Origin of the sequence: Flavobacterium sp. 20NA77.7 (genome assembly GCF_031326205.1) — a bacterium.
GTDB classification, from domain to species: Bacteria; Bacteroidota; Bacteroidia; order Flavobacteriales; family Flavobacteriaceae; genus Flavobacterium; species Flavobacterium nakdongensis.
In genome coordinates this window covers 695,214-721,706 of record NZ_CP133721.1, presented here as the reverse complement: position 1 = coordinate 721,706, position 26,493 = coordinate 695,214, and the positions used below count along the sequence as shown (strand labels likewise).

Sequence of the window (26,493 nt, the reverse complement as noted above, 5' to 3'; positions counted from 1 at the left end):
TCTAAATACTACTTAAAATGAAAAACATACTAAAAACAGGAATATTGTTTTTATCTCTATTATCCTTTGGGGGTTGCAAAAAAGATAAAGACTTGGTAGAAGTAACCATTCCCGAACCAGAAAAAGCAGTCTCACAACAAGTTGGAGACCCAGATGATGTAAAAGCTGAAGATCCAGATGGCCCATTTCAAATGATTCCACTACCTTATGCTTACAATGCACTAGAACCTTTCATCGATGCTAAAACAATGGAAATTCACTATTCGAAACACCATGTAAATTATTGCAACAAATTAAATGCTGCCGTAAAAGGGACTGAATTAGAAAATAAAAACATTGAAGAAATTCTAGCAAAATTAGATCCTAAAAATTCAGACGTAAGAAATAACGGCGGAGGATATTATAACCATAATTTATTTTTTGAAATTTTAGGTCAAAATGCTACCGAACCAACTGATGAAATAGCAGAAAAAATCACTTTAGATTTTGGTTCATTTGATGAGTTTAAAAAACAATTTTCAGAAAAGGCAAACAAAATTTTTGGCTCAGGGTGGGTTTGGTTAATTGTTGACACGAATGGTAAATTAGCAATTACAACAACTACTAACCAAGATAATCCATTAATGCCGAATGCCGAACAAAAAGGAAAACCAATACTAGCATTAGATGTATGGGAACATGCATATTACTTAAAATATCAAAATAAACGTAAAGACTACATTGAGGCTTTTTACAATGTCATCAACTGGAAAAAAGTGAATGAAAAGTTTAATGAGATTAAACCAAAAACAGAATAAAAAAAGGGAGCAAATTGCTCCCTTTTTTTATAGGTTATTCCAAGGAAATTATTTTAAATCAAATGAAGATTTAACTACTACATTTCCTTCTTTATCAAATACATTTACAAAAAACGTACCTTCTTTCAAATTCTTAACAGGTAAATCCTCTTGAATTTGAGTAGTTTTATTTTCATACTTAATCGTTTTTAAAAAACTATAGGATAAGAAATTTCCATTCAAATTTTCACCTTTTTTATCCCCTAACACATTACTTTTACTGTCAATTATTTGTACGTAAAAGGTTCTATCTCCTTTTTTAGCAATTTGATTTTCAGCAATGGAAAAGCTTACTTTTAGCACATCTGCTTTACTTGCTTTATCGGTAGGTATTTGTTTTCCAGAGCTTTTTTGCTTAACGGCCAGCATTTGTAAATTTAATAAAGCTAATTTTTGTCCTTTTTCAATTGTTTTAGCTAATTTACTATTACTGTTCTTTAATGTATCATTTAACGTTTTAGCAACATTTAATTCAGTAGATGTACTGTCTAAATCTTTTGAAAGCTTCGTATTTCGTTCTTTTAAAGAATTGTTTTCTGCAACTAAATTGTTCATATCACGTTTTAATTGTGAAAATTGAACTCTAAATTTAGCTAATGACGATGCATCTCCTTCAGATTTTTTTAATTTCTCTAACAATTCAACCATTTTTGCTTGCTCTTCTTCTAATTCCCCTTTCAAGGCCGTATTATCGGCAATAGCGGTGTTATATTCTGCAATTTTAGCTTCTAACTCAGCTTGTAATTTTTCTTTATCAGAAGTTAACTTAGTAGTTGCTTCTGTAGTTTCTGTTTGCAACTTATACGTATAAGCCAAGCTACCTAACAATAATAAAAGTAGAATAACTATGATAGCTTTCAACCCAGAGTTTCTAGAATTTGATTGTGATAGATTCATTTTTTTAGATTTGATTGTGTTAATTGCAAAAATAAAATTAATTTTAAATTTACTACTAATATAAACGTATTCTTTATTGAAATAGTATATTTGTCAACAGATTTAACATTCTCCTATGGAAAAATTAAAACTATTTAGTAGCACTGATTTAGCTAAAATTACCCAACACAGAAGCGGTGAAGTAAAATTTGGCGAAAAAATAATTACATTACCTAAGGATGAAGATATTTTTGAATCTTTAAAAAATTGTGAAGCAAAATTTGCCCTAATAGGTCTGCCCGAAGATATCGGTGTAAAAGCAAATTTAGGCCGAATTGGAACAGCTTCAGCATTTAGTAGTGCACTAAAAAGCTTAGTAAACTTCCAGCATAATAAATTTTGCAAAGGAAGCGAACTAATTGCATTAGGCGAATTAGATTTTTCAGAAGAAATGGCTATTGCTTCAAAACTAAGTACAAGTAATAAAGAAGAACGAAAACAACTTTTTCAACTCGTAGAGCGAATAGATAAAGAAGTTTCTCATTTAATTTGCTTAGTAGTAAAAGCTGGAAAAATTCCAATAATTATTGGCGGCGGTCACAACAATGCCTATGGCAATATCAAAGGATTAGCATTAGCCAAAGGAAAACCTATTAATGCTATAAATTTTGATGCCCATACTGATTTTAGAATTATGGAAGGTAGACATAGCGGAAATGGTTTTACTTACGCCTTTGAAGATGGATTTTTAAAAAAATATTTCATTTTTGGACTACATGAAAATTTTGTTTCAAAAAGCGTTTTCAATACAATTAAATCTATAACCGAACGCATAAAATACAACACCTACGAAGAAATTGCTGTTAGAAAAGAAAAGAGTTTTACCTCAGAATTAAGTAGCGCTTTAAAATTCATAAATGATACACCTTTTGGAATAGAATTAGATCTGGATGCGTTGCCAGGTATTTACAGTAGTGCTATGACATTAAGCGGGTTTAGCATAGAAAAAGCCCGACATTTCATTCATTTCTTTGGCAAAGAAGAACAAGCAAGTTATTTTCATATTTGTGAAGGAGCACCAGATTTAGACCATTCTAACAACAATCATTTAACAGGAAAATTAATAGCGACCCTAATTGTAGACTTTATAAAAAGCAAACATACTGCTGATTACTAAACATTTAGTACTTATTTAAAAAAAAGATGTAAATTTTTCTAAAAAAACATTGAATTTTAAATTAGTAATTCTAAATTTGTAAAATCAAGAAAAGAAATTTGGTAGTAATGAGTGAATTATCAAAAGTAATTGATTCTCTTGAAGTTAAATTCTTCAAATTATCAAAAAAATTGGAGAATTTAGAGAAGTTAAATCAAGATTTAACCCAAGAGGTCAATGCTGTAAAAGAGATGATGCAAGAGAAACAAAAAACTATTCGCACATTAGAACAAGAGCTTGAAAGCTTAAAAATTACCAATTCTCTTCTAGGCAGTGAAGAATATAAACGAGAAACCAAGCTGAAAATAAACGCTCTAATTAGAGAGATTGATTATTGTATAGCACAACTTTCTGAATAAAATGACAGAAAAGTTAAAAATTAAAATATCGATTGCAGACAGGGTGTATCCATTAACAGTGGAAACCTCACAAGAAGAAGGGTTACGTACCGCTTCAAAAAAAATTGATGCTACGATACGTAAATTTGAAGAAAGCTATGCCGTAAGAGATAAGCAAGATGTATTAGCCATGTGCGCCTTACAATTTGCTTCTCAAATTGAACAAAAGCAAATAGATAAAAGTACAGATTTGGACGATGCTTTTGAACGATTAAAAAAATTAGACGATAAAATCGAAAGTTTCTTAAAATAAATAAAGAAATACGTTCTTAAAAATAAACTAAAGATACTGCCTACATTAGTATAATTTTGATAAACTCAACACTAACTATTAAAGTGAGTAAATCTGCATTACTAAAGCATGTTCCCTTGCGGAAATCCTTGAACAATGCGCTAGCTCAAATCCTGTTTTTACGAGTTTATTCAAACTCCTAATGTAGGCTTTTTTTATATATAACAATTAAATTATGACACTAACAATTATTTTATGTATCGTCGCCGGAATTGCAGGTGGATTTGGAGTTGCTAAATTTTTAGAAAAAAGCAATGTCTCAAATTTAATAAAAAATGCAAAAAAAGAGGCCGCTTCTATATTAAAAGATGCCAAAACAGAGGCAGAAACAATTAAAAAAGACAAATTGCTTCAGGCAAAAGAAAAATTTTTAGAACTAAAATCTGAACATGAAAAAGAGATTTTAGCTAAAGACAAACGTATTGCAGAAGCAGAAAAGAGAACAAGAGACAAAGAGTCTCAAATTTCCAATGAATTGGCAAAAACTAAAAAAGTCAATGACGATTTAGAAGAAAAAATTGAAGAATATAACACTAAAGTTGAATTCTACGAAAAGAAAACACAAGAAGTTGAAAAATTACATAAAAGTCAAGTAGAGCAATTAGAGACTATCTCTGGTTTATCGGCTGAAGATGCAAAAAATCAACTTATTGAAAGCTTAAAAGCGGAAGCTAAAACAGAAGCAATGGCTCATATTCAAGAAACTATTGAAGAAGCCAAACTTACTGCACAACAAGAAGCCAAAAAAATTATCATTAATACGATTCAACGTGTAGGAACAGAAGAGGCAATAGAAAATTGTGTTTCTGTATTCAATATAGAATCTGACGATGTAAAAGGGAGAATTATTGGTAGAGAAGGTAGAAACATTAGAGCTTTAGAAGCAGCCACAGGTGTAGAAATTATTGTTGATGATACTCCTGAAGCTATTATTCTTTCTTGTTTTGATCCAGTTAGAAGAGAAATTGCTCGTTTAGCACTTCATAAATTAGTAACCGATGGACGTATTCACCCAGCGCGAATTGAAGAAGTTGTTGCTAAAACGCAAAAACAAATTGAAGAAGAAATTATAGAAGTAGGTAAACGAACCGTTATTGATTTAGGAATTCACGGATTACACCCTGAATTAATAAAAATAGTAGGAAGAATGAAGTACCGTTCTTCTTATGGTCAAAACTTACTTCAACACTCAAGAGAAGTGGCTAAACTTTGTGGTTTAATGGCCGCTGAACTAGGCTTAAATGTAAAACTTGCAAAGAGAGCAGGTTTATTACACGATATTGGTAAAGTGCCTGAAACAGAAAGTGAATTACCACATGCTATTTTAGGGATGCAATGGGCAGAAAAATATGGTGAAAAAGAAGAAGTATGTAACGCTATTGGAGCTCACCACGACGAAATTGAAATGAAATATTTAATTTCTCCTATTATTCAAGTTTGTGATGCTATCTCTGGAGCAAGACCAGGCGCAAGAAGACAGGTCTTAGATTCTTACATACAACGTTTAAAAGACTTAGAAGAAATTGCTTATGGGTTCCAAGGAGTGAAAAATGCGTATGCTATTCAAGCTGGTAGAGAACTACGTGTCCTTGTAGAAAGTGAAAAAGTAAGCGATGAAATGGCAGCGAGCCTTTCTTTTGATATTTCACACAAAATTCAAACCGAAATGACTTATCCAGGTCAAGTTAAAGTTACAGTAATTAGAGAAACGCGTGTAGTAAATATTGCCAAGTAAAAAAGAGTTATTAAATAAAACAAAAAAACCAGATGAATCATCTGGTTTTTTTTATATGTAAAATTAAATTTATTTTTTTGCCTTTGGTTTAATTTTATTTTCAATTACTTTAATGATTACGTAGTAAATTAATACAAAAGAAATTAAACGTAACCCTAAAAAGATATTTTCACTTTTCATAAATCTCAAAAAATCTAAATCAAAAGGAAAAGCTAATAAAGCAGCTATAATTCCTATTATTAACAGTTTTGAGTTTGTCATATTTTTAAAAAAATTCATTGTATAATACTATTATATGGTTAGTTAAAAAATGAATCAACAAATTCAAATTTATTAAATACTTGTAAATCTTTTATCCCTTCTCCTACTCCAATATATTTTACTGGAACCTGAAATTGATCTGATATTCCAATAACTACTCCTCCTTTAGCTGTACCATCTAATTTTGTAACAGCCAAACTAGTAACTTCTGTAGCAGCAGTGAATTGTTTTGCTTGTTCAAATGCATTCTGTCCAGTTGAACCATCTAAAACTAATAATACGTCATGTGGTGCGTCTTCCACAACTTTTTGCATTACTCGTTTTACTTTAGACAATTCATTCATTAAACCTAATTTATTATGCAACCTTCCTGCCGTATCAATAATAACTACATCAGCATTTTGAGAAACAGCTGATTGTAATGTATCAAAAGCAACAGATGCAGGATCACTTCCCATTTGTTGTTTTACAATAGGCACGCCTACTCTATCTGCCCAAATTTGTAATTGATCTATAGCAGCCGCTCTAAATGTGTCAGCGGCACCTAATACAACCTTATAACCTGCATTTTTAAATTGATGCGCTAATTTACCAATCGTGGTGGTCTTACCCACTCCATTTACACCTACAACCATAATCACATACGGTTTAGTAGTTGACGGCACAATAAATTCAGAGTCATTTCCAGTATTAGTTTCTGCTAATAAAGAAGCGATCTCTTCTCTTAGTATTTCATTTAGTTCTTCTGTACCCAAATATTTATCTTGAGCCACTCGCTTTTCAATTCTTTCGATGATTTTTAATGTAGTAGCTACTCCTACATCTGAAGAAATAAGAACCTCTTCTAGATTATCTAAAACTTCATCATCAACTTTAGATTTTCCAGCTACCGCCTTAGTTAATTTAGAAAAGAAAGTGGTTTTAGTAATTTCCAATCCTTTATCTAAGGTTTCTTTTTTTTCAGATGAAAATATTTTTTTAAAAAAATTCATATTTTTTTCTCTGCTTTATTATGAAAAACAAAAATAAATAAAAAAAGCTATTTTCATGAGAAAATAGCTTTTTAAATATCTTTATTTTAAGATTATTTCTTTTTTAAGAACTCATCTACTTCTTCTGGATTCATAACTGCTTCAACAAACGTATAAGCACCAGACTTTGGAGACTTAACCATTTTAATAGCTTTTGTTAATCTTTTAGAAGATGTCTGTAAAGTTGCTACGGTTTTCTTTGCCATGACTAATAATTATTTAATTTCTTTGTGAACAGTTACTCTTTTTAAGATAGGATTGAATTTTTTAATTTCCATTCTATCTGGTGTATTTTTTTTGTTTTTAGTAGTGATATAACGAGAAGTTCCTGGCATACCAGATTCTTTATGCTCTGTACACTCTAAAATAACTTGAATTCTATTACCTTTCTTTGCCATCTTGATTATTTTTTAATGATTAACAGATTATTTTACAAATCCGTTTGCTTTAGCTTGTTTCAAAACCGCAGCAATACCATTTTTGTTAATTGTTTTTAATGCAGCTGTAGAAATTTTCAATGTTATCCATCTATCTTCTTCAGCTATGTAAAAACGTTTTTTTACTAAATTAACAGAGAATTTTCTCTTTGTTTTATTCATAGCATGCGATACGTTGTTCCCAACCATCGCTCTTTTACCTGTAAGTTCACAAACTCTTGACATTATTACAAAACTTTTTATCGTTATTCAAAATCAGGGTGCAAAGAAACAAATTTTTATAATACTATACAACTATTTTTTACTAGTTTTTAGAAATTTCTTTATAAAGCATTTCCAAAGCTTTGCTAACCGCCCTATCTATAACCTTTTCGCGGGGTTGACCAAAATCAAATTCCTCCACAAAAACTTTACTAGGTGTGGCAATCGCTATGAATACTGTTCCAATTTTTGCTTTAGAATCGCCTTGTAGTGGGCCTGCATTTCCTGTTGTAGCTATAGCAAAATCAGATTGCATGAGTTCTTTACAATTTACAGCCATTTCTGAAGCTACTTCTGCACTAACTACTGAAAAATCTGTAATAGTCTTATGATTTACTTGTAGTAACTGTTCTTTCATTTTGGTTTCATACGCTACTATAGCACCTTTAAAATAAGCCGAAGCACCAGCTACTGACGTCAATTGTTGGGCTATTTTTCCTCCAGTACAACTTTCTGCTGTTGCAATAGACTGTCCAAATTCTTTTAACTTTTTACCAACTACAACTTCTATAGATTCCGTTTCATCATACCCTACAATACAATCTCCTATTAAATCATCTAATTTTTCAATTTCTTTTTGTATAGCTTCTTTTAATTTCAACTCATCATTTCCTCTTGCCGTTAATCGTAATCTTACCCTACCAGGACTGGGCAAATAAGCCAATTTAATAAACGTTGGTAAATTGGTTTCCCAAGATTCTATTTGTTCAGCTAACAAACTTTCTCCTCTTCCATAAGTCATAATCGTTTGATGCACAATAAATGGTCTTTTGAACTTATTTACTAAGTAGGGAATCACTTCATTTTCCATCAAATATTTCATTTCATAAGGTACGCCTGGTAATGAAATAAAAACAGTTTTATCTTGCTCCATCAACATTCCTGGTGCTGTACCAACCGCATTAAAAAGCACCTTACACTTTGATGGAACGAGGGCTTGATCTTTATTTAATTGCGTCAAAGGTCTGTTAAAAATTCGTTCTATCATATCTTTGACATGCACTAGAACAGCATCATTTTCAACTAAAACATCATCAAAATAATCACAAAATGTTTTTTTTGTAATATCATCTTTGGTTGGACCTAAGCCTCCAGTAATTATAACAACATCGACTTTATTTTGTAGCCCATATAACGTTTGCAAAATATGATCTTTCTCATCAGAAATAGACACCATTTCATGTGTTGCAATTCCTATCTTATCTAGCGATTTAGCAATATAAGCCGAATTTGTATCTACAATTTGACCTATTAATATTTCATCTCCTATTGTTATTATGCTAGCTTTCATATATGTTTAATTTTATTTGTAAGAGGCCATATATGTTATCGCCTTTTTATTTATCTGTGCTTGCTTGCTCAAACTTTTTGTTAATGGCGATTTCATATGGCATATTTTTGTAAAAATAAAAAACATGGCCGTTAACCATGTTTTATTTCAATCATTTTTATCTATTAAATTATAACTTAAAATCTTTTTTTATTTCTAATACAGCAGCATCAATCTTTTCTTTTAAAGATTTATAAACATCTTTTATTTCTTTTCTTTTACCCGCTTCTTTAGACCAATTCATAATTAGTAAATTATCTTCATAAGCCAAATCCATGCCTAATAAGTCTAGAGTAGGTTTGATTTTATGAGCAGCGGCATAACTTTTATCATATTGCTTGTCTTCAATAGCTTCTTTTATTATCTTGATTTCAACAGGAACTTCTTGCAAAAACAATGACAATATTTGTAATGCAAATTCTTTATCGTTTTCTGATATTTCATACACCTTTGAAAGATTGTACTGTAAGGCCATATTATTTCACTTGAATTTTAAATACTTGCTTGCCCTCTAAAAATCCTTCTAAGACATCTTTTTCTTGAACTTTGGCAACACCTTTTGGGGTACCCGTAAAAATAATATCTCCTTTTTTTAAAGTAAAATATTGTGAAACATAGGCAATTAATTCATCTATTTTCCACAACATTAAAGAACTATTCCCTTCTTGGACAATTTGTTTGTTATTTCTCAATTCAAAATTAATATTTTCTAAAGAAGGTAACTCTTTTTTCGGCAAAAAGTCACCAATAATCGCTGAATGGTCAAATGCTTTAGCTTTTTCCCAAGGCAAACCTTTTTCTTTTAAGTTAGTTTGTACATCACGTGCTGTAAAATCAATTCCTAAACCGATTTCTTCATAATATTTATGTGCAAATTTTTCATCAATATATTTACCTACTTTAGCTATTTTTACCAAAATCTCTACTTCATGATGCACATCATTACTAAATGCTGGTATAACAAATGGCGTCTGTTTGGGTAAAATAGCCGTATCAGGTTTCATAAATATAACAGGCTCCGAAGGTCTTTCGTTATTTAATTCAGAAATATGATCTGCGTAATTTCTTCCGATGCAAATGATTTTCATATGTATAATTTATCTCTGTTTTTAGTTTGCTTCAAGAGCCTCAGCTAACCCTTAACTTAGAAAACTTGAGCCAACCAAATGGCAACTGAGGTTCTCGAAGTCGCTATTTTGTATTTAATCTTCTTAATTTCAAACCTGTTAATACTTTTTTAGTATAAAGCGGAAAATCGGCATTTTGAATCCAACCGAAATAGCCTGGATCTTTATCAAAAACCTCGTCTACTAAAACATTTTTATATTTTCCAAAGCTAAACATTTCTTGACCTTTATCATTCATTACAATCATACCTGCAAAATCTACAGATTTTTTTCGAGTGGTAAATTCAGATAAAACTTTCATATCATTTTGTAAATCAGGATATCTTTCCAATTGTCCCAATAAAATTTCATAAGTTGCCATTGTGTCCGCTTCTGCAGAGTGGGCATTCTCTAAAGTTTTACCACAATAAAATTTTAATGCGGCAGACAAAGTACGTTCTTCTTTTTTATGAAAAATAGTTTGTACATCAACAGAAACGCGATTTTTCATATCAAAATCAACTCCTGCACGAAGCATTTCTTCTGCCAATAACGGAATATCAAAACGATCTGAATTAAATCCGGCCAAATCTGAATCTTTAATCATATTGTATATTTGGGAAGCTAACGCTGCAAAAGTTGGTTCATTTGCTACTTTTTCATTAGAAATTCCGTGTACAGCTGTAGCTTGTGCGGGAATAGGTATCGTAGGATTTACTAACCATGTTTTGCTTTCTTTGGTTCCGTTTGGATACACCTTAAAAATAGCGATTTCTACAATTCGGTCTTTACCTACATCAATTCCTGTTGTTTCTAGATCAAAAAAACAAATTGGACGATTTAATTTTAATTCCATAGTGATTTTATAAATGACAAATATAAGAAAACCCGATAGCTTACAAAAACTATCGGGTTTACTAATTTATTATTTTTTCTTAAAAATCTCTATTCACATCAAAAGCTTCTAAATATTCGGCTACACGTTTAACAAAACTACCACCTAAAGCTCCATCAACAACGCGATGATCATAAGAATGTGATAAAAACATTTTTTGACGAATTCCGATAAAATCACCTTCTGGAGTTTCAATAACCGCTGGTACTTTTCTGATAGCGCCTAAAGCTAAAATACCTACTTGGGGTTGATTGATAATTGGTGTACCAAATACAGAGCCAAAAGTCCCCACATTCGTTACTGTATAAGTTCCGCCTTGTGTATCGTCTGGTTTTAGTTTTCCCGCTTTTGCACGATTTCCTAAATCATTTACGGCTTTAGCCATTCCTACTAAATTTAACTGATCTGCATTTTTAATTACAGGAACAATTAAATTTCCGTTTGGTAACGCTGCTGCCATTCCTAAATTAATATTTTTACGCTTAATGATAAACTCACCATCAACAGAAATATTCATTCCTGGAAAATCTTTTAACGCTTTAGCAACTGCTTCCATGAAAATTGGCGTAAAAGTTAACTTCTCGCCTTCTCTCTTTTCGAAAGCGTTTTTAACTTTATCTCTCCATTTTACAATGTTAGTAACATCAACTTCAATAAACGACTGAACGTGAGCTGAAGTTTGTATGGAAGCCACCATATAACCCGAAATCAACTTACGCATTCTGTCCATTTCTACAATCTCGTCACCGCCATTCAAAGATATTGGAGCTGTTGAAGTTTCAGGTTTCAAGTTTGAAATTGTTTTTGTTTCCAATATAGGCTGAACACTAGTTCGACTTCCTCTATTTTTAATATAATTTAATAAATCTTCTTTATTTATGCGTCCATCTTTACCCGAACCAGCAATAGATTCTAATTCCGCTAAAGAAATTCCTTCTTGTTTAGCTATGTTTTTAACTAAAGGCGAAAAGAATTTGTCTGAACCTGAAAAATCTGCTGGACTTACAGTTTCAATAGCTCCCGAAGCTTCGGGATTCACTGTTTTCACAACTTCATCAATAGCAACTGGAGCTTCTGCTTTAACTTCTGCAGTTGCAGCTACAGCAACTCCTTCTGTTTCTATAATAGCAATAGTTTGTCCTACTTGAACAACATCATCCACATTGAATAAAATCTCGACAAGTGTTCCGGCTACTTCTGATGGCACTTCGCTATCCACTTTATCTGTAGCAATTTCTAATACTGCTTCATCCATTTCAATAGTTTCGCCCACTTTTTTTAACCAATTTGTAATGGTTGCTTCTGCAACACTTTCTCCCATTTTTGGAAGTTTCAATTCAAATCTTGCCATATTTTTAACGTAACGTTGTGTTCTTTAAATTTGATTGCAAAAATACTAATTATTATCATTTTTTTTAAGAATATGATAATTTATTTTATTTTTTTTACTTCTCCCTTGTCGTTGGAATTTAAACTTCCTATCATATAATTAGATCCTGAAAAATAATTTTTAAAACTGATATTCCTAAAGTTATTTGTCTCCATAAAATGAATAATTGATTTAAAATCATACGATGAAACATCAAAAACAACTTCAATTTTCTTTGTTATGTCATTTTTAAATTGCTTAAAATCAGTTTTATAAATCACTTTATCATTTTCTACATTTAATATATTTAAATGAGGTTGGCTAGAAAAAACAACATATTCGTCAATTTTTCTTTTTTCATTTTGTTGCTGATTTTTTTTAAAAAAACTAAATAACACCGTTCCTATTTTCATCATAACATCAAAAAACAATGATTTTTTAAAATGTTTTTTATAGAAAAACTGCATGGCTTCACGGAAACGTTTCATGTACATTCCGTCTCGAATTGTACTTTCTCCCTTGTAATGTATAATAGTAGTATCTGCAAAATAATAATTTTTTTTGCCTGATTTAATGGCTAAATAACTCAAATCAATATCATCTGAATACATAAAGCAATTTTCGTCAAAACCACCAAGACTGACATATACTTCTCGTTTCATTACCATAAAAGCACCAACCAAAATAGACACTTCTCCAGATTCGTTTTCAGACAAATGTTGCGCATAATATGAATTAAACCAAGATGAATTTGGGAATAATTTATACAATCCAAAAATTTTTGTAAATGCCACCCAAGGAGTTGGAACGCCACGTTTACTTTCGGGAAGAAAATTTCCTGAGCCATCTATAAGTTTGCAACCTATTATTCCGAGTTGCGAATTATGAGTTACGAATTGGGAGTTAAAAATTTTTGAAAACGTATCTTCCGCAAGAACGGTATCTGGATTCAAAATGCAAATGTATTCACCTTTGGCTTGTACAACTCCGATATTATTTCCTTTTGGAAAACCTAAATTTGTTGTATTTTCAATACGTTTGATGTGAGGAAATTTGGTTTTCATCATTTCGCAACTGTCATCTGATGACGCATTATCAACCACAATAATTTCTCCATCAATACCTTCCAATGCTTTTTGAACACTAAGAATGCATTGCTCTAAAAAATAGCGCACATTGTAATTGAGTATGATTACGGATAGTTGCATTATTTATTGAGAATCTTTTTTGTTGTTCCAAAAATACACTAATTCAACTTTTTTCTCCTTCTCAATAATTCTATAAAATAAAGATGTTTGTTTGGAAATAACTAATTTGTAAACGTTCTTGTGAGTTTGACCAATTAAAGGGTTAATTGATAATCTTTTTAAATTTTCATCAACTAACATGACAAAATCATCAACTTCTTTTTGATTCCATTTTAAAAATATAAAATCAATTTCTTTCATATAAGTTTCAACAGCTAAAGGAACCCAAACAATCTTATATTCCATTCAAAAAAGGATATTTCTTTTTCAAATTAGACATAACTTCTTCATGAGTAAAAATATGACCTTCATCGGCTTGTTTAACACCCAATTCAATTGCTTTTTGAACCTGTTCTGGCAATTGGTCCCAAGCATCATTACCAGTAAAAACCTGACTTTTCGGGGTTACTTCATAAGCCTCTGTTGGTTCTTCTATTCTATTTTTCTTTTTGGAAGTCATAAAATGCATTTTCACAAAGTTAAGAAATAATCTATAATCTTTAAATACAATAAACTATTTTTGCAGTTCTAAATTCTAATTTCAGAATTCTAAATTAAAAGAATGAATTACTTATCAGTCGAAAATATCTCTAAATCTTATGGCGAACGCGTGTTGTTTGACAACGTTTCGTTTGGAATTAATAAAGATCAAAAAATAGCTTTTATTGCAAAAAACGGTTCAGGAAAAACAACCATTATGAACATAATAAATGGTTTTGATGAACCTGACACGGGGCAAGTTGTGATTAGAAAAGAAATTAAAATGGCTTTTTTATCACAAAACAATAATTTGCAAGACGAATTAACTATTGAAGAATCTATTTTTGCGAGTGATAATGAAGTTTTAAAAATAATAGAACGCTATGAAAAAGCTTTAGAAAATCCAAACGATGAAGAAGCTTATCAAAAGGCTTTTGATGATATGGATCGTCATAATGCTTGGGATTTTGAAACACAATTCAAGCAAATTTTATACAAACTAAAGTTGGAAGACTTGAAAATGAAAGTCAACAACATGTCTGGTGGGCAAAAAAAACGTTTGTCATTAGCCATTATTTTAATTAGTAAACCTGATTTATTAATTTTAGACGAGCCAACAAATCACTTAGATTTAGAGATGATTGAATGGTTAGAAGATTATTTTGCCAAAGAAAATATTACGTTGTTTATGGTGACGCACGACCGTTTCTTTTTAGAACGTGTTTGTAACGAAATCATAGAGTTAGACAATGGAAAAATATACCAATACAAAGGAAATTACTCCTATTATTTACAAAAGAAAGAGGAGCGAATTGCTTCTGAAAATGCGAGTATCGACAAAGCGCAAAATTTATTTGTAAAAGAATTGGCATGGATGCGTCGCCAACCCAAAGCAAGAACTACCAAATCAAAATCACGTCAGGATGATTTTTATGTAATTAAAGAAAAAGCCGAAAGTCGTAGAAAAGAAAATGTAGTGGAACTCGAAATCAATATGGAACGAATGGGCAGTAAAGTGATTGAAATGGTAAAATTGAGCAAAAGCTTTCATCCAGAAACTTCAGGAAAAACCATTTTAAAAGATTTTTCTTATTCCTTTCAACGAGGCGAACGCATTGGAATTATCGGAAAAAATGGTACAGGAAAATCTACTTTTTTAAACATTTTAACTCAAACCTTACAGCCTGATTCTGGCAAAGTAATTATTGGTGATACCATTAAAATTGGCTATTATACACAAAGCGGCATCAATCCGAAACCGGGACAAAAAGTAATCGATATTATCAAAGAATATGGCGAATATATTCCGTTGACAAAAGGAAAAATTATATCGGCTTCGCAATTGTTAGAGCGCTTTCTATTTGATGCCAAAAAGCAATACGATTTTGTTGAAAAATTAAGTGGTGGGGAATTGAAACGTTTGTATTTATGTACCGTTTTAATACAAAATCCAAATTTCTTAATTTTGGATGAACCTACAAATGATTTAGACATTGTAACTTTGAATGTATTGGAAAGTTTTTTATTAGATTATCCCGGATGTTTAGTTGTGGTAAGTCATGATCGCTATTTTATGGATAAAATTGTGGATCACTTATTTGTATTTAGAGGAGAAGGCGAAATTGAAGATTTCCCGGGCAACTATTCTGATTTTAGAGCGTATGAGGATTCTGCTGAACCGAAAGCTTTACAATCGGTTAGTACCGAAAAATCAAATTGGAAAGAAAAACAAACAAAAGCGGGTTTAACTTTTAACGAGCAAAAAGAATTTCAAAAAATTGAAAAAGAAATTAAAGATTTAGAGTATCAAAAAAAACAAATTGAACAAGAATTTTCCGAAGGAAAAGTTTCTGATGATAAGATTGAAGCCAAAGCAAACGAATTACAAAAAATCATTCAATCTTTAGAAGAAAAAGAGGAACGTTGGTTTGATTTATCAAGTAAAATGGAATAATTTTAGCTCGGAAAGGCACAAAGATACCAAGAAAAATTGCGCCTTCGCGACTTTGCGTGAAACTATGCAACATATTATTAAATCATACCTTAAATTCATCTTACATTCCAAAAACGAACATGGAGTGCATTCGCCTTTTGTGTTTGATTTAGTAACCAAATGTTTTTATGTTTCCAACTTTCCCCTTGAAAATTCAAATTATCCTTCAACTAACAAACTCATTTTAAAAACAATACACTATTTAAATTTAAAGAATTGTGTGCGTTTTGATGCCCAACAAGAATTAAAAACAACAGTAGATGGTTTAATTGTATCGGGTGATTCTTTAAAAAATTTTTCAATTGAAAAAATAATACCACTTTGTACAAATGAAACATGTATTTTCATAGAAAATATTCACCAAACAAAAAAAAACAAAGCAGTTTGGAAAAAATTTCACACAGACCATCGTATTACCGTTAGTATAGAAACTTTTAATTTAGGACTACTATTTATTCGTAAAGAACAGAAAAAAGAACACTTCATTTTGAAAACAAAACCTTCATTATTTTCACTTTTTACAAAAAAAATACGCATTTAAGTGTAACAATTTAATATATTAATGTACTTATTTAGTACTAGAATAGTAAAGTTATGGCTCAACCAATCATTGAAATTAAAGGAATTACTCGAAATTTCCCCTTAGGTAGTGAAACAGTTTATGTATTAAAAGGAATTGATTTAGTCATAAACAAAGGTGAATATGTTGCACTAATGGGGCCTTCGGGATCTGGAAAATCAACGTTGATGAATATTTTAGGTTGTTTAGACACGCCAACAGCTGGATCTTATATTTTAAATGGCAAAGTTGTTAGTGAAATGCACGACGATGAATTAGCCGAAATTAGAAATAAAGAAATAGGATTTGTTTTTCAAACTTTTAATTTAATGCCAAGAACAACTGCTTTAGAGAATGTAGCGCTTCCAATGGTATACGCAGGGTATTCTAAAGAAGACAGGAATAAAAGAGCTACTGAAGTTTTAACACAAGTAGGTTTAGCTGATAGAATGGACCACAAACCTAATCAATTATCAGGAGGACAACGTCAACGTGTAGCCGTTGCTAGAGCATTGGTAAATAAACCTTCTATCATTTTGGCCGATGAACCTACGGGTAATTTAGACAGTAAAACATCGGTTGAAATTATGAATCTTTTCAATGAAATTCATGCGAATGGAAATACGGTAATTCTTGTAACTCACGAAGAAGACATTGCAGCTCATGCACACCGAATTATTCGCGTTAAAGATGGAATTATTGAAAAAGATGAAGTGAAAAACAAATAATTCTATAGTTTTATATTTCCTTCAAAAACGAATTCAGCAGGGCCAATTAAAAAAATATTTTTATAGTGTTGTCCTTCCTTTGAAAAACGCACTTGTAATTTTCCACCAGGCACTAGTAGATCAATACTAGTTGATAAAGTTTTACGCAATTGATGCATAGCAATTGCCACGGCAGTAACTCCTGTTCCACAAGATAAGGTTTCGTCTTCTACACCACGCTCATATGTTCGCACTTTGAATGTATTTTCATTTTCTTGTTCTACAAAATTAACATTACTACCAGAAGCACCATATAAATCTGAGTATCTAATTTTTGCGCCGCACATTTTTACATCATAATCATTCAAATTTGTTACCAATTCTACATGATGTGGCGAACCTGTATATACAAATTGATAGGTATCATTCATCTTAATTTCAGTAACATCTATCATTTGTAATGCAATAGTGTCACCATTTATTTTAGCATAATGATAGCCGTCAGAAGCTTCAAAATGTGCCTCAGAAATAACTAGCCCTAATTTTTTAGCAAATGCCACTAAACAACGGCCTCCATTACCACACATAGTACTTGTACTCCCATCAGCATTATAATAAATCATTCTAAAATCATACGATTCATGTTGTTCTAACAGCATAAGACCATCAGCACCTATGCCAAAACGTCGGTCGCAAAGACGAGCAATTAATTTGGTATCATTTTTGGGAAAATCAAGCTGACGATTATCTATAATAATAAAATCATTTCCTGTTCCTTGGTATTTATAAAAAGTTACTTGCATTTTTTATATTTGAAAAACAAAAATAAACAATTTCAAATTTATGAACAGCAAGAAGTATTAAAATGATGTTAAAGATTGTTAACCATGCGTTAAAGCATTAAAACGAAACAAAAAACCTATTAAATTTACAACTCAAACTATAATTAGAAATGATGAATATGCAACACGTAAAAAGTCTTTTTTTAGTTTCATTGCTAAGTGGCGCCTTCACTTTAGGTGGATACAAGTTATTTATTGAAAAATCAAACAAATCTATTGTTACGAGCGCGCCTGACTATGCCCTACCTGTTGGACTAACCCCCGAAGGTGTCGATTTTACTGTCGCTGCCGAAAAAGCGGTACATAGTGTCGTTCACGTAAAAAATGTTTCTGTCATTACTTACACAGATCCTTGGTCATCCTTTTTTTATGGTAGAAACAATACCCAACAATATGAACAAATTGGAACAGGTTCAGGAGTTATTATATCTGAAGATGGTTATATAGTTACTAACAATCACGTTATAAAAGATGCTAAAGAGCTTGAAGTAACTTTAAATAATAATAAAGCCTATAAAGCAAAATTAATTGGTACTGATTCAAAAATGGATATTGCATTATTAAAAATTGATGCGGATGAAAAACTACCTTTTATTGTTTTTGGAAATTCAGATCAAATTAAAGTGGGCGAATGGGTATTAGCTGTTGGAAATCCATATAATTTAAATTCAACAGTAACGGCGGGAATTGTGTCTGCAAAAGCCAGAAATTTAGACAAAGCAAGTATACAATCCTTCATTCAAACAGATGCAGCTGTAAATCCTGGTAATAGTGGCGGCGCACTTGTAAATGCTCGAGGTGAACTAATTGGCATCAACACGATGATTTCTTCACCAACAGGAAGTTATGCTGGATATTCTTTTGCTGTTCCTTCAAATATCACTAAAAAAATTATTGAAGATTTAGTACAATTTGGCAATGTACAACGTGGTGTTTTAGGAGTAGATGGAAGCGAATTAAATGCGGAGGCTTCAAAAAAATTAGGCATAAAAGAAACTGAAGGTATTTTTGTAAATAAAATAAATAAAAATTCGGGAGCGCAGAAAGCAGGAATTACAAAAGGTGACATCATTATCAAACTTGATGACAAAAAAGTAACTAACAATGCCGAATTAAGTGCTATTGTAAATACAAAAAGACCTAATGATGTTATAAAAGTGTCTTTAATGCGAGAAGGTAAATTAGTAGTTGTCCCCGTAAAACTAACTAAAAAAGAGTTAATTCAATATGAATATAACGGTATTGAATTTGAAGATGTAACAGAAGAAGATAAAAGAACTTTTAATATTACAAGTGGGATAAAAATAAAAGTGGTAACTAATGAAGAGTTTCAAGAATATGCAGAATATTTAAAAGGTTCCATTGTTAGACGAGTAGATGGTATTTTGGCTACTAATATGGAAACTGTATCTGCTTATTTAGCAAAAAAAGAAGAAAAACAGAAAACCCAATATGAAATAATTGGAAAAAACGGACGGGTATACCGTTTCATTTTATAAAATTGTATACCATATAAACAAGTCAATATCCAGTCTTTACGATTGGATATTTTTTTTATAAAAAAAATAAAAAAATCCTTTACGAAAACGATTGAAATCTATACTTTTGCACCAAATAAACAACACTCATTTTCATGAACAACAACACCATTTACGAAAAAGAACTCGCTTTTCAAGCAGACAGAAGAAAAGCATGCGTGGAATTTGTTAGAATCATCAGTGATTTATGGTATGACAAATCCATCGAACTAGTATTATTTAGAAATCAATTAATTGACAGAAATGTAAGTGACATCATCAACTTACACGAATATGCCGTTGCTTTTGTTGAAAAACCAATTAATATTTTTGATTCGGTTGAAATTGCTAGAGCAATTGAAAACCTGGATTTACCTCCATCACGAATTGATATTGGAAAACTTACTTACGAATATCATTTAGAAGACAATAAATACAATGATGCTAGAGCTTTTGTAATTGACAAATTAAAAAATGCAAAAAACACATCTGAAATAAAACCAAAAGATGTAGTTTTATATGGCTTTGGCCGTATTGGTCGTTTACTAGCTCGTGAAATGATGAGTAAAATTGGTAAAGGCCAACAATTGCGTTTACGTGCTATTGTTACACGTGATAAAAATGATGCCGTGTTATTAGAAAAACGCGCTTCATTGCTCCGTTATGATTCTGTTCATGGAGATTTTGAAGGTTCCGTTCAAGCTGATGTTGAAAATCAAGCCCTACTAATAAATGGAACAACCGTTCACATAATTACTGCAAATGGACCAGAAGAAATTGATTATACACAATATGGCATTCAAGACGCATTAGTAATTGACAATACAGGAGCATTTACAACCGAAGAAGCTCTAAAACGTCATTTAACATCTAAAGGCGTAGAAAAAGTTTTATTAACAGCTCCTGGAAAAGGTGTACCAAATATTGTGTATGGTGTAAATCATGAAGAATACAACCCAGATGAAGTTCTTATTTATTCTGCTGCGTCATGTACAACCAATGCAATTACGCCTGTTTTAAAAGCTGTTGAAGACACTCTTGGTGTTGTAAAAGGACATATCGAAACGATACATGCTTATACAAATGACCAAAATTTAGTAGACAACATGCATAAAAAATACCGTAGAGGTCGTTCTGCTGCATTGAATATGGTTATCACTGAAACCGGTGCAGGAAGTGCTGTTGCTAAAGCTTTACCTAGTTTAGCAGGCAAATTAACTTCAAATGCTATTAGAGTACCTGTACCAAATGGTTCTTTAGTTGTTCTAAACCTTGAAGTAGGCAAAACAACATCGCGCGAAGAAGTTGACGCTATTATGAAAAAATATGCTTTAGAAGGCGAATTAGTAGAGCAAATTAAATATTCGTTAAACAATGAATTGGTTTCATCAGATATTGTTGGCACAGCACAACCTTCAATTTATGACAGCAATGCCACGTTAGTTTCTAATGACGGAAAAAATATTGTATTGTATATTTGGTACGATAATGAATATGGTTATAGTCATCAAGTAATTCGTTTAGCAAAGTATATTGCTAAAGTAAGAAGATATACTTATTATTAATAGTTAAATACATAAGTAAAAAGACCGATTCAAACAAATCGGTCTTTTTTTTATTTTTTATGTTGTGACCAAAAATAAACAGGTATTCCCAACAATACAATTAGTAAGCCTAATCCAGTACTCTTTGTGTCATAAATTAACAAAGTAATACAAATTAATGAGGTTATAAAAATATATAACGCAGGAATAATTGGGTAACCAAAAGCCTTATATGGTCGTTCTGCATGAGGCTCTTTCTTTCTTAAAATAAATATCCCATAAATGGTTAAAATATAAAACAAAAGAGAGGCAAAAGTGGAGTATGTTAATAAATCACCGTACTTTCCAGACAAACATAATACCGCAGCCCAAATACATTGTACCCATAATGCTTTTTCTGGTACATTATTTTTATTTAATTCACTAGCTTGTTTAAAAAATAAGCCATCTTTACTCATCGCATAAAACAATCGACCACCAGCTAATATTAATCCACTATTACAACCAAATGTTGAAATCATAATAAGACCTGCCATTACAAAAACACCCACATTGCCTAAAATAACATTAGCTGCTGCAGCCCCTACCCTGTCTTCACTTGCAAACATAATTCCTTTTTCTAAGACTCCTATTCCTTCAGGAGTTCCTTGCATGGGCAACAATGCTAAATAAGCAACATTAGCTAATAAATAAATAACTGTCACTATTAAAGTTCCTAAGAATAAACTTCTTGGTATATTTCGTTTAGGGTCTTTAATTTCCGCAGCAATAAAAGTAACATTATTCCATGCATCACTTGAGAACAAAGAATTAATTATTGTAGCACCAATTGCGCCTACTAATGCTAATCCTGATAATTCTGTGATTGTTGTAGTGCCCTGCTCATTGACTACTGTTTTAAAAGCGTCCCAAGGATGTGCAAAATTTTGCGAAAAAATATCTGTTTGAAGTCCAACATATAATCCTAAAACAATTAAAGCAAATAAGGCAAAAAGTTTGGCAATTGTAAATAATAATTGTACTTTTTTTCCACTTTGAACCCCGTTTGTATTGATATATGTGAGTAATATAATACTCACAATAGCCATGACTTGCTTATATGAAATACTAAAAGCATCGCTAATAGTAACTAACTTTGTTTCCAATTGAGGAATAAATACGGATGTATAATTAGCAAATGCAACGGCAACAGCTGCAATAACACCAGTTTGAATTACCGTAAATACGGTCCAACCATACAGAAAAGAAACTAATTTCCCATAGGCGCGTTGAATGTAAACGTATTGTCCACCTGCATTAGGCATCATACCCGCTAATTCTCCATAACTTAAAGCAGCAGACATTGTTAGTAATCCTGTCAGTAACCACGCAAACAATAACCAGCCCGAAGATCCTAAATCTCTTGACATAGCTGCAGTTACAATAAAAATTCCCGAACCTATCATTGACCCAGCAACAATGCTAGTTGCGTTTAGCAAATTAAGTTCTTTCTTAAACTCCTGTTGGTTTTCCATACTTACTTTATTTATGGCTAAATATAGTAATTTTTTAGATTATAAGAATTTTAAAAATAGAGGAAAAAACAAAACCTAAAGCACTCTATTAATTTGTACAAAACGTTTGGCATAATAGCCTTCTTTAGTAGAAGAAATGACAATACCACTATTGGTAGAGGAATGTATAAATTTGATTTCATCACCATTGATTTCAGTAATCATTCCCACGTGACCTATACCACGTCTAGTAGTTTTAAAGAATATTAAATCCCCTTTCTGAGCCTGAGAAGGATCTATTCTTACACCTAATGTAGCTTGATCTTGAGAAGAATGTGGTAATTTCATCTCAATATGATTGAACATATAGAACATAAAACCAGAACAATCGAAACCTTTAGGATCTGTTCCTCCACTTCTATATCTAATTCCAATATATTCTGAAGCTTTTGCAATTAAGTAATTCGCTTTTTCTTCTGCTGCAGCATCCATTGGCGGAACTGGAATATAATTCACGGGAGTGATAATGGTTAGATTTTCAGAATCAGTTGGATTTGGAGGCAATATTTCAGATAATTGTTTCTTTTTAATTATCAATACTTCGCCTGGTATCAATTTAGTAATACTAGGGTTGAGTGCATCTAATTCTTTTACAGTGAGACCGTATTTCTTTGAAATTCCAAATTTAGTTTCTTTTGGAGTTACTAAATGTGTAGTAATTAATATTTCGCAATCTTCATAAACACTTGTCTGTCCCACAGAATTAACAATGGCCTCAGACTTATTTTCAATTACTCGATTTTGCTTTATGGGTTCCATTACTGGTTTTACAGTTGTCGTATTAGAGTCATTTTTTACCACTACCGTTTTTGATTCCAGTTTTTGTTTTGGAAGTATTTCTTTAGGTTTAACTTCTTTTGAACTAGGAATAGTTAACTCATCACCTACTTTTAGCTTATCATTACTTATTTGCGGATTGGCAGTTCGTAATTCATCTATTGAAATTTGATATTTTTTTGCAATAACATAAAAAGATTCGCCAGACAAAATAATATGCTTAGTGGTAGCTATATCTTGTTTTTGAAGTAGCTTTTTTTCTTCTTTTTTAACTTCCTTTTTTTCCTCTTTTTTACTTTCTTTTTTAGGAATTTCTTTTTTTATTCCTTTAGGCAAAGCCAATAACTCGCCCATTTGAATTTGATCATTGACAATATGTGGATTTGCATCTCGAAGCTTTTCAATGGAAATGTTATATTTATCTGCAATAGTTGATAGGGATTCACCTGGCGCTATCGTATGTGAAGGGCCTTTTGGAACAAATTTTTTCTTTTCTAATTCCTTCTTTTTGGATTTTTTTGGAATTCGCAATTCCATATCAAGTTGTAAAAGCCCTTTTGCTTGTGGATTTAAAGCTAAAATTTCAGATTCTAATACATCATATTTTTTTGCTATCGTATAAACAGATTCTCCTTTAACTACTTTATGTTTAAGGGTTTGCTGTGCAAATGAATAGTTACAAATAAAAAATAAAAAAATAAAAATGTACTTCAATCTCATATCGCGTATATTAGGAAGATTTATGTAAAGGCTTTGCAAGATAAAAAATTACAAAGAATTGTTAGGTTGATTTAACATTATATTATAAAAAAAGGCGGTTAGTCACCTAACCGCCTTTACTAATTATTTCAACTAATTATGCTTTTCCAGCAGCGATTAAGTTTAATGCAGAACCTGCAACAAACCAACCAATTTGCCCTTCATTATATGAATGGTTAGCCATAATAACATCTTTTGTTCCATCTGCATGAACGAATTCTAATGTCAGTGGTTTTCCAGGAGCAAATTCTTTCAAATCTAAGAAATTAATAGTGTCATTTTCTTGAATTTTATCGTAATCTGCTTCGTTAGCAAATGTTAAGGCTAACATTCCTTGTTTCTTCAAGTTGGTTTCATGAATACGTGCAAAAGATTTCACAAGAACTGCTTTCACTCCTAAATGACGTGGCTCCATTGCTGCATGTTCGCGTGAAGAACCTTCTCCGTAGTTATGATCTCCCACTACGATTGAAGGAATTCCAGCTGCTTTATAGGCTCTTGCCACAGCAGGAACTTCTGCATATTCATTGGTTAATTGATTTTTTACTGAATTTGTTTTACTTGTAAAGGCATTTTCAGCGCCAATTAACATATTATTAGAAATATTATCCAAATGACCACGGAAACGCAACCAAGGTCCTGCCATAGAAATATGGTCAGTAGTACATTTTCCGAAGGCTTTAATTAACAATTTAGCACCTGTAATATTTTCACCATCCCATGGTTGGAAAGGATCTAATAATTGTAATCGTTCAGAAGTAGGCGAAACAACAACTTGAACAGAAGATCCGTCAGCAGCCGGTGCTTGAAAACCAGCATCTTCTACATCAAAACCTCTTTTTGGTAATTCATCACCATTTGGCGCTACTAATTTCACTTCTTCTCCTTTATCATTTAACAAAGTATCTGTGATTGGATTAAAATCTAAACGTCCTGAAATTGCTAATGCAGCTACCATTTCTGGCGATGTTACAAAGGCATGTGTATTTGGATTTCCATCTGCTCTTTTTGAGAAATTTCGGTTAAACGAATGTACAATAGTGTTTTTTTCTGCTTTATCAGCTCCTTCTCTATCCCATTGTCCAATACATGGTCCACAAGCATTTGTAAATACTTTTGTACCCATTTTTTCAAATGTTGCAATAATACCATCCCGTTCAATAGTATAGCGTATTTGTTCAGAACCTGGATTAATTCCAAACTCAGCTTTTGGTGTAATTCCATGTGCTACAGCTTGCTCAACAATTGAAGCTGCTCTTGACATATCTTCATAGGAAGAGTTTGTACAAGAACCTATTAATCCCCATTCTACTTTTAACGGCCATCCATTAGCTTCTGCTTCTGCTTTCATTTTAGAAACTGGCGTTCCTCTATCTGGCGTAAATGGACCGTTAATATGTGGTTCTAATTCTGATAAATTAATTTCTATTAATTGATCAAAGTATTTCTCAGGTGTAGCATATACTTCAGCGTCAGCCGTTAAGTAAGTTGCTACTTTATCGGCTGCATTCACAACATCTTGACGACCTGTTGCTGCTAAATATCTTCTCATAGAATCATCATAACCAAATGTAGATGTGGTTGCACCAATTTCTGCACCCATATTACAAATAGTTCCTTTACCTGTACAAGACATCGCTTCAGCTCCTTCTCCAAAATATTCTACAATAGCACCTGTACCACCTTTTACAGTTAAAATATCAGCTACTTTAAGAATAACGTCTTTTGGAGCTGTCCAGCCACTTAATTTTCCAGTTAATTTAACACCAATCAATTTCGGAAATTTTAATTCCCATGACATTCCAGACATTACATCCACTGCGTCTGCACCACCAACACCAATCGCTAACATACCTAAACCACCTGCATTTACAGTGTGTGAATCTGTACCAATCATCATTCCTCCTGGGAAAGCATAATTTTCTAAAACGATTTGGTGAATAATTCCAGAACCTGGTTTCCAAAAACCGATGCCATATTTATTTGAAACAGACGATAAGAAATCGAACACTTCTTTTGATTGTGAATTAGCAACTTGTAAATCTGTTTTTGCACCAACTTTTGCCTGGATTAAGTGATCACAATGAACTGTTGTAGGTACGGCAACTTTAGACTTTCCAGCATGCATAAACTGTAATAATGCCATTTGAGCAGTAGCATCTTGACAAGCTACTCTATCTGGAGCAAAATCAACATAATCTTTTCCTCTTGTAAATGCTTGAGAAGGTGTTCCTTCCCATAAATGAGCATATAAAATCTTTTCAGAAAGTGTAAGTGGACGTCCCACTAACTCACGTGCTTTATCCACACGAGTTGCCATATTTGCATACACTTTTTCAATCATTTCAATATCAAAAGCCATAATATAAATAGGTTTAAATAGTTTGTTTTTATTTTTTGTGGTACAAATTTAACGAATTCGATTGAGATTAAAAAATTTTTAATGAATTTACGTTATAAAGAAATTATTAT

General features: G+C 31.8%; 28 protein-coding genes and 1 other RNA gene. 11 read left to right on the top strand and 18 right to left on the bottom strand.

From position 1 onward, the window contains the following. The first annotated feature begins 17 nt into the window (after window positions 1-17). Window positions 18-797: a superoxide dismutase gene (locus tag RF683_RS03080; RefSeq protein ID WP_309532749.1), complete on the top strand. Its 780-nt coding sequence runs from the start codon at window positions 18-20 to the stop codon at window positions 795-797. Between the two features lie 48 nt (window positions 798-845). On the opposite strand, the gene RF683_RS03075 is transcribed toward RF683_RS03080, so the two are convergent. Then, window positions 846-1,733: a hypothetical protein gene (locus RF683_RS03075; RefSeq protein ID WP_309532748.1), complete on the bottom strand. Its 888-nt coding sequence runs from the start codon at window positions 1,731-1,733 to the stop codon at window positions 846-848. 115 nt (window positions 1,734-1,848) lie between these two features. Here RF683_RS03075 and RF683_RS03070 point away from each other — a divergent pair, with 115 nt between their 5' ends. The 5 genes from RF683_RS03070 (at window position 1,849) to rny (ending at window position 5,353) form a co-directional block, all read left to right on the top strand. Next, on the top strand, window positions 1,849-2,889 hold the full coding sequence (locus RF683_RS03070; protein ID WP_309532747.1) for a formimidoylglutamase: 1,041 nt from the start codon (window positions 1,849-1,851) through the stop codon (window positions 2,887-2,889). A 107-nt stretch (window positions 2,890-2,996) separates the two neighbouring features. Continuing rightward, window positions 2,997-3,287, top strand: a complete 291-nt coding sequence (locus RF683_RS03065; protein ID WP_298656664.1) for a hypothetical protein — start codon at window positions 2,997-2,999, stop codon at window positions 3,285-3,287. Between the two features lies 1 nt (window position 3,288). Further along, window positions 3,289-3,579 (top strand): cell division protein ZapA, encoded by a 291-nt coding sequence (locus RF683_RS03060; protein ID WP_309532746.1) that lies wholly within the window; start codon window positions 3,289-3,291, stop codon window positions 3,577-3,579. A 63-nt stretch (window positions 3,580-3,642) separates the two neighbouring features. Then, window positions 3,643-3,747, top strand: a non-coding RNA gene (ssrS, locus tag RF683_RS03055) — 6S RNA. 46 nt (window positions 3,748-3,793) lie between these two features. Further along, entirely contained in the window at window positions 3,794-5,353 is a 1,560-nt protein-coding gene (gene rny, locus RF683_RS03050; RefSeq protein WP_298656083.1) for a ribonuclease Y, read from the top strand. A gap of 69 nt (window positions 5,354-5,422) precedes the next feature. On the opposite strand, the gene RF683_RS03045 is transcribed toward rny, so the two are convergent. From RF683_RS03045 to RF683_RS02985, 13 genes are all read right to left on the bottom strand, one after another. Beyond that, complete coding sequence (locus RF683_RS03045; RefSeq protein WP_309532745.1) at window positions 5,423-5,614, bottom strand: hypothetical protein; 192 nt, start codon at window positions 5,612-5,614, stop codon at window positions 5,423-5,425. 38 nt (window positions 5,615-5,652) lie between these two features. Next, window positions 5,653-6,606 carry a signal recognition particle-docking protein FtsY gene (gene ftsY, locus RF683_RS03040; protein WP_298656089.1) on the bottom strand — a complete coding sequence of 318 codons (954 nt, stop codon included), beginning with the start codon at window positions 6,604-6,606 and terminating at the stop codon, window positions 5,653-5,655. A 92-nt stretch (window positions 6,607-6,698) separates the two neighbouring features. Next, window positions 6,699-6,851, bottom strand: coding sequence for a DUF4295 domain-containing protein (locus RF683_RS03035; protein WP_298656093.1), 153 nt, complete (start codon window positions 6,849-6,851; stop codon window positions 6,699-6,701). Window positions 6,852-6,860: 9 nt separating this feature from the next. After that, complete coding sequence (gene rpmG, locus RF683_RS03030; protein ID WP_091466730.1) at window positions 6,861-7,043, bottom strand: 50S ribosomal protein L33; 183 nt, start codon at window positions 7,041-7,043, stop codon at window positions 6,861-6,863. 27 nt (window positions 7,044-7,070) lie between these two features. Next, entirely contained in the window at window positions 7,071-7,307 is a 237-nt protein-coding gene (gene rpmB / locus RF683_RS03025; RefSeq protein ID WP_298656101.1) for a 50S ribosomal protein L28, read from the bottom strand. Window positions 7,308-7,386: 79 nt separating this feature from the next. Next, window positions 7,387-8,634 (bottom strand): CinA family nicotinamide mononucleotide deamidase-related protein, encoded by a 1,248-nt coding sequence (locus RF683_RS03020; protein WP_309532744.1) that lies wholly within the window; start codon window positions 8,632-8,634, stop codon window positions 7,387-7,389. Window positions 8,635-8,803: 169 nt separating this feature from the next. After that, window positions 8,804-9,148: an Hpt domain-containing protein gene (locus RF683_RS03015; protein WP_309532743.1), complete on the bottom strand. Its 345-nt coding sequence runs from the start codon at window positions 9,146-9,148 to the stop codon at window positions 8,804-8,806. Window position 9,149: 1 nt separating this feature from the next. Further along, a complete protein-coding gene (locus RF683_RS03010) occupies window positions 9,150-9,761 on the bottom strand; it encodes a fumarylacetoacetate hydrolase family protein (RefSeq protein WP_309532742.1) in 612 nt (203 codons plus the stop codon). Between the two features lie 103 nt (window positions 9,762-9,864). Next, window positions 9,865-10,635 (bottom strand): 3'-5' exonuclease, encoded by a 771-nt coding sequence (locus RF683_RS03005; RefSeq protein WP_309532741.1) that lies wholly within the window; start codon window positions 10,633-10,635, stop codon window positions 9,865-9,867. 79 nt (window positions 10,636-10,714) lie between these two features. Continuing rightward, entirely contained in the window at window positions 10,715-12,025 is a 1,311-nt protein-coding gene (locus tag RF683_RS03000; protein WP_309532740.1) for a dihydrolipoamide acetyltransferase family protein, read from the bottom strand. An 80-nt stretch (window positions 12,026-12,105) separates the two neighbouring features. Continuing rightward, window positions 12,106-13,251 carry a glycosyltransferase family 2 protein gene (locus RF683_RS02995; protein WP_309532739.1) on the bottom strand — a complete coding sequence of 382 codons (1,146 nt, stop codon included), beginning with the start codon at window positions 13,249-13,251 and terminating at the stop codon, window positions 12,106-12,108. A 3-nt stretch (window positions 13,252-13,254) separates the two neighbouring features. Continuing rightward, window positions 13,255-13,536 carry a type II toxin-antitoxin system RelE/ParE family toxin gene (locus RF683_RS02990; protein WP_309532738.1) on the bottom strand — a complete coding sequence of 94 codons (282 nt, stop codon included), beginning with the start codon at window positions 13,534-13,536 and terminating at the stop codon, window positions 13,255-13,257. Beyond that, window positions 13,526-13,750, bottom strand: a complete 225-nt coding sequence (locus RF683_RS02985; RefSeq protein ID WP_309532737.1) for a hypothetical protein — start codon at window positions 13,748-13,750, stop codon at window positions 13,526-13,528. The genes RF683_RS02990 and RF683_RS02985 overlap by 11 nt, the downstream gene beginning before the upstream one ends. Before the next feature lie 102 nt (window positions 13,751-13,852). Between RF683_RS02985 and RF683_RS02980 the strand changes: the two genes are divergently transcribed. From RF683_RS02980 to RF683_RS02970, 3 genes are all read left to right on the top strand, one after another. Further along, window positions 13,853-15,724, top strand: coding sequence for an ABC-F family ATP-binding cassette domain-containing protein (locus tag RF683_RS02980; RefSeq protein WP_309532736.1), 1,872 nt, complete (start codon window positions 13,853-13,855; stop codon window positions 15,722-15,724). Between the two features lie 64 nt (window positions 15,725-15,788). Then, window positions 15,789-16,304: a hypothetical protein gene (locus RF683_RS02975; RefSeq protein ID WP_309532735.1), complete on the top strand. Its 516-nt coding sequence runs from the start codon at window positions 15,789-15,791 to the stop codon at window positions 16,302-16,304. 53 nt (window positions 16,305-16,357) lie between these two features. After that, entirely contained in the window at window positions 16,358-17,050 is a 693-nt protein-coding gene (locus RF683_RS02970) for an ABC transporter ATP-binding protein (RefSeq protein ID WP_309532734.1), read from the top strand. Window positions 17,051-17,052: 2 nt separating this feature from the next. Here RF683_RS02970 and dapF read toward each other — a convergent pair whose 3' ends face one another. Next, entirely contained in the window at window positions 17,053-17,832 is a 780-nt protein-coding gene (gene dapF / locus RF683_RS02965) for a diaminopimelate epimerase (protein WP_309532733.1), read from the bottom strand. A 158-nt stretch (window positions 17,833-17,990) separates the two neighbouring features. Between dapF and RF683_RS02960 the strand changes: the two genes are divergently transcribed. Then, window positions 17,991-19,370, top strand: a complete 1,380-nt coding sequence (locus RF683_RS02960; protein WP_309532732.1) for a trypsin-like peptidase domain-containing protein — start codon at window positions 17,991-17,993, stop codon at window positions 19,368-19,370. Between the two features lie 134 nt (window positions 19,371-19,504). Beyond that, window positions 19,505-20,953 carry a glyceraldehyde-3-phosphate dehydrogenase gene (locus RF683_RS02955; RefSeq protein WP_309532731.1) on the top strand — a complete coding sequence of 483 codons (1,449 nt, stop codon included), beginning with the start codon at window positions 19,505-19,507 and terminating at the stop codon, window positions 20,951-20,953. A 50-nt stretch (window positions 20,954-21,003) separates the two neighbouring features. On the opposite strand, the gene RF683_RS02950 is transcribed toward RF683_RS02955, so the two are convergent. The 3 genes from RF683_RS02950 to RF683_RS02940 all read right to left on the bottom strand — a co-directional run bounded on the left by RF683_RS02950 (window position 21,004) and on the right by RF683_RS02940 (window position 26,383). Continuing rightward, a complete protein-coding gene (locus tag RF683_RS02950; protein WP_309532730.1) occupies window positions 21,004-22,446 on the bottom strand; it encodes an APC family permease in 1,443 nt (480 codons plus the stop codon). A 75-nt stretch (window positions 22,447-22,521) separates the two neighbouring features. Further along, a complete protein-coding gene (locus RF683_RS02945) occupies window positions 22,522-23,982 on the bottom strand; it encodes a LysM peptidoglycan-binding domain-containing protein (RefSeq protein ID WP_309532729.1) in 1,461 nt (486 codons plus the stop codon). Between the two features lie 136 nt (window positions 23,983-24,118). Next, window positions 24,119-26,383, bottom strand: a complete 2,265-nt coding sequence (locus RF683_RS02940) for an aconitate hydratase (protein WP_309532728.1) — start codon at window positions 26,381-26,383, stop codon at window positions 24,119-24,121. Window positions 26,384-26,493 lie beyond the last annotated feature (110 nt).

Excerpts from the sequence above, each read along its gene's own strand:
- RF683_RS03080 (WP_309532749.1), top strand. The coding sequence starts at position 18 with ATGAAAAACATACTAAAAACAGGAATATTGTTTTTATCTCTATTATCC.
- RF683_RS03075 (WP_309532748.1), bottom strand. The coding sequence starts at position 1,733 with ATGAATCTATCACAATCAAATTCTAGAAACTCTGGGTTGAAAGCTATC.
- RF683_RS03070 (WP_309532747.1), top strand. The coding sequence starts at position 1,849 with ATGGAAAAATTAAAACTATTTAGTAGCACTGATTTAGCTAAAATTACC.
- RF683_RS03065 (WP_298656664.1), top strand. The coding sequence starts at position 2,997 with ATGAGTGAATTATCAAAAGTAATTGATTCTCTTGAAGTTAAATTCTTC.
- RF683_RS03060 (WP_309532746.1), top strand. The coding sequence starts at position 3,289 with ATGACAGAAAAGTTAAAAATTAAAATATCGATTGCAGACAGGGTGTAT.
- rny (WP_298656083.1), top strand. The coding sequence starts at position 3,794 with ATGACACTAACAATTATTTTATGTATCGTCGCCGGAATTGCAGGTGGA.
- RF683_RS03045 (WP_309532745.1), bottom strand. The coding sequence starts at position 5,614 with ATGACAAACTCAAAACTGTTAATAATAGGAATTATAGCTGCTTTATTA.
- ftsY (WP_298656089.1), bottom strand. The coding sequence starts at position 6,606 with ATGAATTTTTTTAAAAAAATATTTTCATCTGAAAAAAAAGAAACCTTA.
- RF683_RS03035 (WP_298656093.1), bottom strand. The coding sequence starts at position 6,851 with ATGGCAAAGAAAACCGTAGCAACTTTACAGACATCTTCTAAAAGATTA.
- rpmG (WP_091466730.1), bottom strand. The coding sequence starts at position 7,043 with ATGGCAAAGAAAGGTAATAGAATTCAAGTTATTTTAGAGTGTACAGAG.
- rpmB (WP_298656101.1), bottom strand. The coding sequence starts at position 7,307 with ATGTCAAGAGTTTGTGAACTTACAGGTAAAAGAGCGATGGTTGGGAAC.
- RF683_RS03020 (WP_309532744.1), bottom strand. The coding sequence starts at position 8,634 with ATGAAAGCTAGCATAATAACAATAGGAGATGAAATATTAATAGGTCAA.
- RF683_RS03015 (WP_309532743.1), bottom strand. The coding sequence starts at position 9,148 with ATGGCCTTACAGTACAATCTTTCAAAGGTGTATGAAATATCAGAAAAC.
- RF683_RS03010 (WP_309532742.1), bottom strand. The coding sequence starts at position 9,761 with ATGAAAATCATTTGCATCGGAAGAAATTACGCAGATCATATTTCTGAA.
- RF683_RS03005 (WP_309532741.1), bottom strand. The coding sequence starts at position 10,635 with ATGGAATTAAAATTAAATCGTCCAATTTGTTTTTTTGATCTAGAAACA.
- RF683_RS03000 (WP_309532740.1), bottom strand. The coding sequence starts at position 12,025 with ATGGCAAGATTTGAATTGAAACTTCCAAAAATGGGAGAAAGTGTTGCA.
- RF683_RS02995 (WP_309532739.1), bottom strand. The coding sequence starts at position 13,251 with ATGCAACTATCCGTAATCATACTCAATTACAATGTGCGCTATTTTTTA.
- RF683_RS02990 (WP_309532738.1), bottom strand. The coding sequence starts at position 13,536 with ATGGAATATAAGATTGTTTGGGTTCCTTTAGCTGTTGAAACTTATATG.
- RF683_RS02985 (WP_309532737.1), bottom strand. The coding sequence starts at position 13,750 with ATGACTTCCAAAAAGAAAAATAGAATAGAAGAACCAACAGAGGCTTAT.
- RF683_RS02980 (WP_309532736.1), top strand. The coding sequence starts at position 13,853 with ATGAATTACTTATCAGTCGAAAATATCTCTAAATCTTATGGCGAACGC.
- RF683_RS02975 (WP_309532735.1), top strand. The coding sequence starts at position 15,789 with ATGCAACATATTATTAAATCATACCTTAAATTCATCTTACATTCCAAA.
- RF683_RS02970 (WP_309532734.1), top strand. The coding sequence starts at position 16,358 with ATGGCTCAACCAATCATTGAAATTAAAGGAATTACTCGAAATTTCCCC.
- dapF (WP_309532733.1), bottom strand. The coding sequence starts at position 17,832 with ATGCAAGTAACTTTTTATAAATACCAAGGAACAGGAAATGATTTTATT.
- RF683_RS02960 (WP_309532732.1), top strand. The coding sequence starts at position 17,991 with ATGCAACACGTAAAAAGTCTTTTTTTAGTTTCATTGCTAAGTGGCGCC.
- RF683_RS02955 (WP_309532731.1), top strand. The coding sequence starts at position 19,505 with ATGAACAACAACACCATTTACGAAAAAGAACTCGCTTTTCAAGCAGAC.
- RF683_RS02950 (WP_309532730.1), bottom strand. The coding sequence starts at position 22,446 with ATGGAAAACCAACAGGAGTTTAAGAAAGAACTTAATTTGCTAAACGCA.
- RF683_RS02945 (WP_309532729.1), bottom strand. The coding sequence starts at position 23,982 with ATGAGATTGAAGTACATTTTTATTTTTTTATTTTTTATTTGTAACTAT.
- RF683_RS02940 (WP_309532728.1), bottom strand. The coding sequence starts at position 26,383 with ATGGCTTTTGATATTGAAATGATTGAAAAAGTGTATGCAAATATGGCA.